Here is an 11,499-nt window from a genome sequence, read left to right as displayed (position 1 = left end):
GATCCTTAACTTTGTCTTCTGGTAGTTTCTCTTTAACAGATTCCAGATTACTTAAATCTGCAATTTTATCATACACTCGCTCCTGTGAAAAAGGAATTATTTTTACTGAACTTTCAAATTTGCTCATAAATTTAGTTTTGAACTATAAAAAACAAGAAGAGTCATTCAAACTAATATGCTTGAAAGCTCTTCTCTTCTTAATCTCAATTTTAAATACTCAAATTATTTAGCATCCCAATCTGCAGGACTTTTTCTCCATTCATCTAAGATTTCAACATCTGATTCCTGAATATATCCTGTTTTCAAAGATACTTCGAGTACCGATTCATAATTAGTCAAAGTAACCAAAGGTACTTTTGCCTCCTTAAAAGCTTTATCTGCAACAGCAAAGCCATAAGTAAATGCAGCAACCATACCAATTACATCACAACCATCACGACGAATAGCTTCTACAGCCTTCAAACTACTTCCACCTGTAGAAACAAGGTCTTCTATTACGACAACCCTCATCCCTGGTCTTAACTCTCCTTCAATAAGATTTTCCAAACCATGCTCTTTGGGAGTACTACGTACATAGACAAAGGGTAGATTTAACAAATCTGCCACAAGCGCTCCTTGAGGAATAGCTCCTGTTGCAACACCTGCAATAGCGTCAACTTGACCAAAACGCTCAAGAATTACTCGAGCTATTTCAATCTTTACAAAATTACGAAGAGAGGGATAAGATAAGGTTTTTCGGTTGTCACAATAAAATGGAGATTTCCATCCTGAAGCCCAAGTAAAAGGGTTTGCTGGTTGTAACTTAATCGCCTTGATTTTAAGAAGTTTCTCTGCGAATAACTTTTCTAAAGTTTTCATAATAATAAAAATACTGACGTGTGGTGAATATTCAACTACAAAAGTAAAGAAAGCGATTGAAATTGAAAAGTATAAGTTCTTTTATTTAACTATAGGTCGGTAGCTAATAGTTGTATATATACCGACCTAGTTTAAATAATGAATAGCTATGCACTTTAAGACTAATCAAGACTGTATAAGACTCAATAATCATCTTCTAAATCGGGTAAAACATGCATGATGTCATCATATTCAAATCCTCTACCTAGAGCAAAACGTGCTAGTTTTTGATTTAACTCAAAATTAGTTTTAGCCTTAACTGACCTTTTTTTAACTTCTAATATGGATTTCAAGTTATTTATATAAACGTCTTTATCAATCGTCCTTAAAGATTCTTGAATCATATTATTATCTAATCCTTTTAAATATAAAGACTGTGCTATTTTCTTTTTTCCCCACTTTGCAAATCGATACTTATCGTTCACATAAGCAGAAGCATATCTTGACTCATTCAAAAAATTCTCTTTTTCTAAGTATTCAAAGATAGAATTTAGATCTTCCTTGTCGAGTTCCCACTTAGATAGTTTTTTCTCTATATCACTTTTACAACGTTCTGCTATAGAACAATAGGAAGCAACCTGATTCAATGCTTCATCTACTGATATTTTACCTTTCATCGTTCAGCCGTAACTATTCTGTCTTTACCAAATAAGTCTTTTAGAACTTGAACGTTTTTATATCCTTTTTGTTCTAATAGCTTTGCTACTTGTACCCCATAAGCCTGATTAATCTCAAAGTATAATCTGCCACCTCGACGCAGTAAGAAAAGTCCAACTTCACCTATTCGATTATAAAAAAGAAGAGGATTATGATCTTCAACAAACAAAGCAACTTCAGGCTCCCAATTCAAAACATTTTTGTCCATCAGTTTTTTCTCTTTATTTGTAATATAAGGAGGATTACTGACGATGACATCAAACTTTCTTTTTTTTGAGTGATAGGTAAGAATGTCTTGTTTCCTAAATCTTACGTGAGTTTCCAATTTTTTATTATTAGATCTCGCTATTTTTAAGGCATCATCGGATACATCCCAAGCCTCAACTTTCGCTTCAGGATTGTTTTTTGCTATTGAAATAGCAATACAACCACTTCCTGTACCAATATCGAGGAGAGCATACCTTCCCTTGTTTTCACGTAAAATTAAATCCACTAACTCTTCTGTTTCTGGTCTCGGGATTAAGACTCCTTGCTTTACTCTAAATCTTGATCCATAAAAATAAGCTGAACCTGAGACGTATTGAATTGGCTCATGATTTTGCAAACGTTTGATAGACTGTTTTAATCGATCTCTTTTACTACGAGATAATTTAATATCTTTGCGTAAGTAAACATCCATCTCATCCAACTTTAAAATATCACGACAAATAACCATCGTAATACTTTTTAGTTCTTGAGGATTATAGACAGATTGCAGAGAATCATAGATATATGTTTTTGTTTTTCGCATCAATGTTCTTGTTTACTAACAAAAGTAACAAAATTTAAAAGACTTGCCTAGAAGATGGACAAAGAGAAATATATGAAAAGATGCATTCAGTTAGCATCTTACGGAAAACTTCATGCAGCACCCAACCCATTAGTCGGAGCAGTCATTGTTCATAAAGGGATAATTATAGGGGAAGGCTTTCATATCCAAAGCGGTAAAGCACATGCAGAGGTAAATGCTATAAATTCTGTTAAAGACCAATCTTTACTCCCCGAATCTACCATTTTCGTCAGTTTAGAACCTTGCTCGCACACAGGAAAAACGCCTCCATGTGTGGATTTAATTATAAATAAAAAAATACCCCACGTAGTGATTGGCTGTCAGGATCCTTTCAGTAAAGTAGCAGGAAGAGGGATAGCGAAACTCAAAGAACAAGGAATCAAAGTAGAAATAGGTGTTTTAGAAGACGAGTGTAAAGAATTAATACACCGTTTTTATATCTTTCAAGAAGAAAAAAGACCTTACATCCTATTAAAGTGGGCCGAATCAGCAGATGGATATATTGATCAAATAAGAAGCTCAGGCACTCCCACTCTTTTATCAAGCCCTTTAAGTTCTATATTAACTCATAAAAGAAGAGCTGAAGTTGAATCTATTTTAGTCGGAAGAAGAACAGCCCTATTAGATAATCCTTCTCTAACAACAAGACACTGGTACCAAAAGGACCCTATTCGTTTAATTATTGATAGATATTTAAGTCTCCCAAATACCTTGCATATATTTGATGGGAGCACTCCAACATTTATTTTTACTGAAGTCGACAAAAAAAGCAACTTTAAAAACAGAACCTACATCCAACTTGATTTCAATGCAGATATCCTAACTCAAATATTAAATTGGATGTATTTTCAAAACATTCAATCTGTACTTGTTGAGGGGGGAGCTCAATTACATCAATCTTTTATTGACGCTAATTTATGGGATGAGATACACATAGAGGAATCTCCTCAAAGTATTTTAAAAGGAGTCAGCGCTGCACAAATTCCTACTCATACAAAATATCAAAGAGTCAAAAAAATGGGGAGATATTATAGAATATATAAAAAGAAAGAATGGGTATAAAGTCCTTTTATTATAGATATTACATTATATTTACCAATTCTGATATACTTATATAGACTATCATTTAGGAGTCTGAAAAGATTGGTTATATTTGCAAGTATATCAAAATATTAAAAGAACGAACAAAAAGGAACTATACTCAATACAGCTTAGATATGAAGATATAACTCACGATGAAAGCTGTTTATATTTGAAAAAATATATAAATATTAGATACTTAATATTATATAGCTAAAAATGTTCCTAAATTTGTAAAACCGAAAATAAACAAATCTTTTCAAATGAAAATAAAGCTATTACCCATACTATCTAGTCTTATACTAGCTACAATATTTACTTCCTGTTTGAAGTCGGATAATAAAACGATAGAACTAAGTACTGACGCAACAGTTCATGCAATCAGCATTGACACAGTATTTGGGAAAGAAGTTCCTTTAACAATCGACCAAATTAACAATCAAATTTTCAACACTGACTCCCTTCCTGTTAATGCAGATACTGTAGTTAATAATATTTTAGTTAAATCAATACAAACTGTCGGAGGAATGATATCGCGTATTGGTAATGACGGAAAAGACACAATCTTTAATTATCAAGTTGACTCTGTTGATCTAAGTAAACCTCTAAAATTTAAGGTATATGCAATGGATCACAATTACGATAGAGAATATACTTTAACCATAAATGTGCACAAGGAAGATCCAGATTCTCTACTTTGGGTAAATATGAATAATAGCCCTCAACTTAACAAGGGAGAATCTTTTGCCGTTTCATTAGATGACAATATCTTTATTTATAATAATAAATTACAAGCATCTACAGCTAAAACCCCAAAAGCAGAACAATGGAATGAAATTGCATTATCAGGATTAGATGAAATTCAAGAGATTCAAAACGTCCTAAGTAGTAAAAACAAACTCTATATGTTAGCTGATAACACTATTTTTGTTTCAGAAAATGGTGAGACATGGACAAATATGCAACTTGGTACAAATATTCAAAACTTATTAGTCGTAACCCCTGACAATACCCTTATGGCTATTAGAGAGGGTAAATTTATTTCAAAAAAAGAAAAAGACGAAAGTTGGAAAGAAGGCTCTTTAGTCCCTACTGATTTCCCAACTCAACGAGTAAGCTCTGCTTTTTACGAAAGAAATAATTCAGCAATATTAATGGGACAGCCAGAAGAGGGCGAATCCACTCTAGCTTGGTTCTCTGAGACGGGTAGTACTTGGAGTAAGATGATTAGTACTAATGTAGACAAACAATGCCCTTATTTAGAGCAACCTCATGTTTTCTACTATGATAAAAAGCTATATGCCTTTGGAGCTAAATACGATGCAATTTATGAATCACTCAATGGGCAGGATTGGAATAAAGTAAATAAAAAAGTGTTCCTACCCAAAGAGTTTGAAGATAAAAAAGAAGAGATGTGTGCATTAACCATCGATCAAAATAATTACATTTGGATATATTGGAACTCTAATGAAGTATGGAGAGGACGAATAAATAAATTCGGACACATCATTCAAAAGTAATTAGTAAACACATCTCTAAGAAACATAAAATATGACAGACCAAGTAGGAATAGATTTAAACCATATCCCCAAACACATAGCCATAATAATGGATGGCAATGGTCGCTGGGCAAAACAGCGTAACAAAAACAGAAGTTACGGACATCAAGCAGGAGCCGATGCTGTTTATAAAATAGCTGAAGAGTCTGCTCGTCTTGGCGTAAAATATCTTACACTATATACATTTTCATCAGAAAATTGGAATAGGCCATCTGATGAGGTCACAGCTCTAATGAGTCTATTAATGGAATCATTAGATGACGGCCTTTTTATGAAGCATGACATCTGTTTTAAAATTATTGGCGAACAAGACAAACTTCCACACGATGTACAAATGAGGCTAAATCAATGTGCGAACAAAACAAAGGGTAATAAAGGCATGTGCTTAGTTTTAGCTTTAAGCTACTCTTCTCATTGGGAGTTAACAGAAGCAACAAAAAAGATTGCAACATTAGTAAAGGAGAACAAACTCGATATAGAGGAAATTACACCCGATACAATTCAACAAAATCTAGCAACTCAATTTATGCCTAACCCTGATTTACTTATACGTACAGGAGGAGAGTATAGACTTAGCAATTACTTATTATGGCAATGTGCCTATACAGAATTTTATTTCTGCGATACTTATTGGCCTGATTTTAAAGAAGATAATTTAAAAGAAGCTATCATGGATTTCCAACAACGAGAACGTCGTTTTGGTAAAACGAGTGAACAGATTAATCAGTAAACAACTTATATAATATCAGATAGATGCATTACCATAAAATCAGCATTCCATTAATGATAGCATGTCTTTTCTTGCTAATACCGATAGGATATGCACAACAAAAGACAACTACTGAGGACGAAAAACCCACTATCATTTATTCAGGTACTCCAAAAAAATACGAGATAGCTGATATTCAAGTAGAAGGGGTGAAAAACTATGAAGACTATGCCTTAATTAGTCTATCAGGACTAGCAGTAGGTCAAGAAATTGATATCCCTGGCACACAGATTACAGATGCTATTAATAGATATTGGAAACATGGTCTGTTTTCAAATGTCAAGATTACTGCAGAAAAAATTGAAGGCAGCAAAATCTGGCTTAAAATAGCCTTAGCTCAACGTCCAAGAATATCCGAAATCAACTATAATGGAATCAAGAAATCCGAAAAGAAAGATTTAGAAAGTAAATTAGGAATGATTGTAGGTAGCCAAATTACTCCTCATACTGTGAACAGAGCAGAACTACTTACTAAAAGATATTTCGAAGATAAAGGATTCAAGAATGCTACAGTATTAATAGCTCAACGTGATGATCCTAACAAGGAAAATCAAGTTCTTGTAGATGTCAATATAGATAAGAAAGAAAAAATCAAAGTTCACAAGATATACATTGAAGGTAATGAAGCTCTAAAAGATTCAAAAGTAAAAAGAGCAATGAAAAAGACCAATGAAAAAGGTCCTATTCGCAATTGGTTTAAAACCAAAAAGTTTATACCAGAAAACTTTTCTAATGACAAAAAGCTAATTATTGATAAGTACAATGAACTTGGATATAGAGATGCACGTATTGTCAAAGATAGTATTGTTCCTTTCAATGAGAAAACAGTAGATGTCCATCTAGATATTGAAGAAGGTAAAAAGTATTTTATCAGAAATATTTCATGGGTAGGAAATACACTATACCCGACAGAACAACTGGAATATATGCTCCAAATGAAAAAGGGAGATGTATATAATCAAAAATTACTTACTGATAGAACAGTAACAGACGATGATGCTATTGGCAACCTTTACTATAATAATGGGTATATCTTCTATAACTTAAGCCCTGTAGAGGTGAATATTATAGGCGACTCTATTGACCTTGAAATGCGTATTCACGAAGGAAGACCAGCAACTATTAATAAGATTAAAATTAATGGTAATGATCGTTTATATGAAAACGTTGTACGCCGTGAACTCCGCACCAAGCCAGGCGAATTATTTAGTAAAGAGAACATCATGCGTTCACTACGTGAAATACAGCAGATGGGACACTTTGACCCAGAAAATATACAACCAGACATTCAACCAAACCCTGAGGATGCAACTGTGGATATTGCATACGACTTAGTATCAAAGGCTAATGACCAAGTAGAATTCTCAGCAGGTTGGGGACAAACAGGTGTTATCGGAAAGCTAAGTTTGAAGTTTACCAACTTCTCTATGGCAAACCTTTTCCATCCTGGAAAAAACTACAGAGGCATCCTACCTCAAGGAGATGGACAGACCCTAACTATTAGTGGACAAACTAATGCTAAATACTACCAATCTTATAGTATTTCATTCTTTGACCCCTGGTTTGGTGGCAAACGTCCAAACTCTTTCTCCCTTTCTGCTTATTACTCTGTTCAAACAGACGTAAGTAGTAATTGGTACTCTAACTCATATTACAACAATATGTATAATATGGGCTATATGGGTGGATATGGTGGAGGTTATGGAGGTTATAATAATTATGGTTATGAAAACTTCTACGACCCAGATAAATCAATGAAAGTATTTGGTGTTTCTGCCGGTTGGGGTAAAAGATTAACTTGGCCAGATGACTATTTTACTTTAAGTGCAAATATCTCTTTCCAACGTTACATTATGAGAGATTGGCAGTATTTCTTAATTAGAAATGGTAACTCTAATAACCTAAGTGTAAATATTACATTAGCAAGAGCATCATTTGATAACCCTATTTTCCCAAGACAAGGCTCAGACTTCTCTTTATCTGTTCAGTTTACTCCTCCATACTCTTTATGGGATGGCAAAAAGTATAATGAGATGAATGATAACAACGAAAATGATTTAGCATCTAAACACCGTTGGATTGAATATCATAAATGGAAATTCAAATCAAAAACATATACTTCTTTAATGGATTATACAAGGTACAAAAGAGTACCAGTATTGATGACAAGAGCAGAAATTGGTATCTTAGGACACTATAACAGTCATAAGCGCTCTCCATTTGAAACCTTTGAAATGGGTGGTGATGGTATGTCAGGATACTCTGGATATGCAACAGAAATGATTGCTCTTAGAGGTTATGATAATAACAGCTTAACCCCTTACGGTGGAGGATATGCATATACAAGACTTGGATTAGAATTAAGATACCCTTTAATGCTTGAACCAAGTACTAGCATTTACGTGTTAGGATTCCTTGAAGGAGGTAATGCATGGAATAGGGTCAAAGACTTTAACCCATTCGATTTAAAACGTTCAGCAGGTATTGGTGTACGTATTTTCTTACCAATGATTGGTATGATGGGTATTGATTGGGGATATGGATTTGATAAAGTTGATGGTTCTGCAGAAAAAGGAGGAAGCCAATTCCACTTTATTCTAGGACAAGAATTTTAATCAGTATTAATGATTTAAACAAATAGTTATGAAAAAGTCAATTCTTATCACATTATTACTATGTGTTTTGAGCGTAGTCAATGTAACTGCACAAAAATTTGCTTTTATTGATACAGAGTATATCTTAAATAAGATACCAGAGTATAAATCAAATCAAGATAAAATTGACAAACAAGCTCAAAACTATCAATTAGAAGTAAAAAAGATAACTGAAGAAGTTCAGAATATGTATCAAGACTTCCAAGAGAAAAGTAAATCAATGAATGATAATCAAAAAGAAAAACAACAAGAGATTATCATGAATAAAGAGAAAGAAGCAATGGAGCTAGGTCGAAAATACTTTGGCCCCGAAGGAGCAATTGCTGACATGAAATCAAAGCTCCTTGATCCTTTCTTTGACAAAATCTATGAAGCGGCAAAAATTATTGCATTAAAGTATGATTATGCAGCTATTATAGACAGAGCTACTGCTTCTAGCATAATATTTGCTAAACCTCAGTACGACATTAGTAATGAGATTCTAGCAACAATGGGATATTCAAAATAAATTGATACATTTGTAAATTAAATAAATAAGAAATTTAAATATTAAATATAAGACTATGCTAAAGAAAATTGTACTGTTAGTAATGCTAGTTCTTCCACTTGGAGCAATGGCACAAACACTAAAGTTTGGACACACAAACTCTCAAGAGTTAATTGTCGATATGCCTGAATTTAAAAAAGCTCAGGAAAGTTTAAAAGCACTTGAAGATAAGTATAACGATGAGTTCAAAAGAACACAAGATGAATTCTCTAAAAAAGCTCAACAATTTCAACAAGATATGAGCGAAAACACACTTCCTCAAAACATTGCTGAAAGAAGACAAAAAGAACTTCAAGACATGGGTCAGAGATTAGAGGCCTTTCAAAATGAAGCTTACCAGTCTATGCAAAAAGCTCAAATGGACTTAATGGCTCCAATTACTAAAAAAGTAAATGATGCTATTCAAAAAGTAGGTAAAAGTGAAGGTTTAATTTATATCTTTGATTTATCTAGTGGTGTAATTCCATATATTGATTCAGCACAGAGTAAGGATATTACAACGCTTATAAAAGCTGAGTTGAAATAAATAATTTTATATTAAAGAAATTATAAAAGGAGTTAGGCATCAGCTTTAACTCCTTTTTTTATATCCTATTGCAATGACAGATTTATCTAAAAGACCAGGTCCAATTGGAGTCTTTGACTCAGGATATGGTGGCTTAACAATACTAGAAAAGATTCGCAAAAAACTTCCCGAATACGATTACATTTATTTAGGTGATAATGCACGTGCTCCATATGGTACAAGATCTTTTGAATTGGTATACAAATTCACTTTACAAGCTGTAAAGCATCTTTTCGAAGAAGGTTGCCACCTAGTCATACTAGCATGCAATACTGCATCTGCCAAAGCTCTTCGTAGCATTCAGCAAAATGATCTTCCCCTGCTTGATCCTCAACGAAGAGTATTAGGAGTTATTAGACCTACGGTTGAATCTATTAATGAGTTAACAATAAGTAATCATATAGGAGTTGTAGCTACATTGGGAACAATAAAATCAGAGTCATATCCTTTAGAACTGGCTAAGCTATTTCCTCATATAAGAGTATCAGGTGAAGCTTGTCCTATGTGGGTGCCACTAGTTGAAAACAACGAATTTGACAAACCTGGAGCTGATTATTTCGTAAAACAAAGTATAGATAATCTTCTTCAACAAGACAGTGATATTGATACCATCTTACTAGGTTGCACACATTATCCTCTTTTACAATCTAAAATAGAGCAGTTTGTTCCTAATAACATTAAAGTTATAGCTCAAGGTCAATACGTTGCCAAAAGTCTACAAAACTACTTAGAAAGACATCCAGAGATAGATAGAAATTGTACAAAGGAAGGCAGATGTCGATTTTTAACAACGGAGGCAGTAGATAAATTCAAAGAATCGGCATCAGTTTTTCTGAATGACTCAATTGATGTAGAACAAGTTATATTAGAATAAGTCTGAGCAAAATTAGCAATCTGCATTGTTCCCTAAATTCTAATGAAAATCTTATCTTGCAAAAGAGTGAAGTACTCCACTTAAAAGTGACACCATTAACAAAATAGATAATCAATGAAAAAGTTTACCTGTGTAGAAGATTTACATAATCTTCAAGCTGCACTACAAGAGGCGGCAGAGATCAAACAAAATCGCTTTAAGTTTGATTCATTAGGAAAGAATAAAACTTTGCTAATGATCTTTTTTAACTCTAGTTTACGAACTCGACTCAGCACTCAGAAAGCCGCCTCAAACTTAGGTATGAATGTTATTGTGTTAGACATCAATCAAGGGGCATGGCAATTAGAAACTGAACGAGGTGTTATCATGGACGGAAATAAACCTGAGCATCTCTTAGAAGCAATACCTGTAATGGGTTGCTATTGCGATATTATTGGTGTACGTTCATTTGCACAATTTAAGGATAAAGACTATGACTATAATGAGGTAATCTTAAACCAATTTATTAAGTATTCCGGTAAACCAGTTTTTTCAATGGAAGCAGCAACTAGACACCCACTACAAAGTTTTGCCGACTTAATCACTATTGAAGAATATAAAAAGACTGACAAGCCTAAAATTGTTATGAGCTGGGCACCACACCCTAAAGCCCTTCCACAAGCCGTTCCAAATTCTTTTGCTGAATGGATGAACGCTACAAACTATGACTTTGTCATTACCCATCCGAAAGGCTATGAACTTGATCCTTCATTTGTAGGAAAAGCAAAGGTTGAATATAACCAGATGAAGGCCCTCGAAGAAGCCGATTTTGTTTATGCAAAAAACTGGGCAGCTTATAGTGGAGATAATTATGGGAAAGTATTAAATATGGACAGATCGTGGACCATATCAGAAAAGCATATGGCAGTGACCAATAATGCATACTTCATGCATTGCTTGCCCGTCCGTAGAAATATGATTGTAACAGATGATGTTATTGAATCAAACCAATCTATCGTTATCCCTGAGGCTGCGAATAGAGAAATCTCTGCCACTGTTGTGTTAAAGAGATTAATAGAATCATTATAA

Annotated in this window: 11 protein-coding genes and 1 pseudogene; 8 read left to right on the top strand and 4 right to left on the bottom strand. The window is 33.7% G+C overall.

What is annotated here, in order from left to right:
• The 4 genes and pseudogenes from K8V80_RS07315 to prmC all read right to left on the bottom strand — a co-directional run.
• Positions 1-127 (bottom strand): annotated as a pseudogene (locus tag K8V80_RS07315) (SRPBCC family protein); the annotation flags it as partial.
• Between the two features lie 95 nt (positions 128-222).
• Positions 223-858, bottom strand: a complete 636-nt coding sequence (gene pyrE, locus K8V80_RS07310; RefSeq protein ID WP_006743977.1) for an orotate phosphoribosyltransferase — start codon at positions 856-858, stop codon at positions 223-225.
• Positions 859-1,040: 182 nt separating this feature from the next.
• Positions 1,041-1,514, bottom strand: a complete 474-nt coding sequence (locus K8V80_RS07305) for a regulatory protein RecX (protein ID WP_276776572.1) — start codon at positions 1,512-1,514, stop codon at positions 1,041-1,043.
• Positions 1,511-2,344 carry a peptide chain release factor N(5)-glutamine methyltransferase gene (prmC, locus tag K8V80_RS07300; protein WP_006743975.1) on the bottom strand — a complete coding sequence of 278 codons (834 nt, stop codon included), beginning with the start codon at positions 2,342-2,344 and terminating at the stop codon, positions 1,511-1,513. Before prmC ends, K8V80_RS07305 begins: the two co-directional genes overlap by 4 nt.
• Before the next feature lie 54 nt (positions 2,345-2,398).
• Between prmC and ribD the strand changes: the two genes are divergently transcribed.
• The 8 genes from ribD (at position 2,399) to K8V80_RS07260 (ending at position 11,499) form a co-directional block, all read left to right on the top strand.
• On the top strand, positions 2,399-3,445 hold the full coding sequence (gene ribD / locus K8V80_RS07295) for a bifunctional diaminohydroxyphosphoribosylaminopyrimidine deaminase/5-amino-6-(5-phosphoribosylamino)uracil reductase RibD (RefSeq protein WP_276776569.1): 1,047 nt from the start codon (positions 2,399-2,401) through the stop codon (positions 3,443-3,445).
• 281 nt (positions 3,446-3,726) lie between these two features.
• A complete protein-coding gene (locus K8V80_RS07290; protein WP_276776566.1) occupies positions 3,727-4,983 on the top strand; it encodes a DUF6242 domain-containing protein in 1,257 nt (418 codons plus the stop codon).
• Positions 4,984-5,014: 31 nt separating this feature from the next.
• Positions 5,015-5,752, top strand: a complete 738-nt coding sequence (locus K8V80_RS07285) for an isoprenyl transferase (RefSeq protein WP_276776564.1) — start codon at positions 5,015-5,017, stop codon at positions 5,750-5,752.
• 23 nt (positions 5,753-5,775) lie between these two features.
• Positions 5,776-8,406 carry an outer membrane protein assembly factor BamA gene (bamA, locus tag K8V80_RS07280; RefSeq protein ID WP_423773068.1) on the top strand — a complete coding sequence of 877 codons (2,631 nt, stop codon included), beginning with the start codon at positions 5,776-5,778 and terminating at the stop codon, positions 8,404-8,406.
• 28 nt (positions 8,407-8,434) lie between these two features.
• Entirely contained in the window at positions 8,435-8,953 is a 519-nt protein-coding gene (locus tag K8V80_RS07275; protein ID WP_006743969.1) for an OmpH family outer membrane protein, read from the top strand.
• Positions 8,954-9,008: 55 nt separating this feature from the next.
• Positions 9,009-9,518: an OmpH family outer membrane protein gene (locus K8V80_RS07270; RefSeq protein WP_006743968.1), complete on the top strand. Its 510-nt coding sequence runs from the start codon at positions 9,009-9,011 to the stop codon at positions 9,516-9,518.
• A gap of 73 nt (positions 9,519-9,591) precedes the next feature.
• Complete coding sequence (gene murI / locus K8V80_RS07265; RefSeq protein WP_276776559.1) at positions 9,592-10,431, top strand: glutamate racemase; 840 nt, start codon at positions 9,592-9,594, stop codon at positions 10,429-10,431.
• A 114-nt stretch (positions 10,432-10,545) separates the two neighbouring features.
• Positions 10,546-11,499 (top strand): acetylornithine carbamoyltransferase, encoded by a 954-nt coding sequence (locus K8V80_RS07260; RefSeq protein WP_276776557.1) that lies wholly within the window; start codon positions 10,546-10,548, stop codon positions 11,497-11,499.

It is taken from the genome of Bacteroides coprosuis (assembly GCF_020741705.1).
GTDB classification, from domain to species: domain Bacteria; phylum Bacteroidota; class Bacteroidia; order Bacteroidales; family Bacteroidaceae; genus Bacteroides_E; species Bacteroides_E coprosuis.
This window is presented reverse-complemented; position numbering and strand designations above follow the sequence as displayed.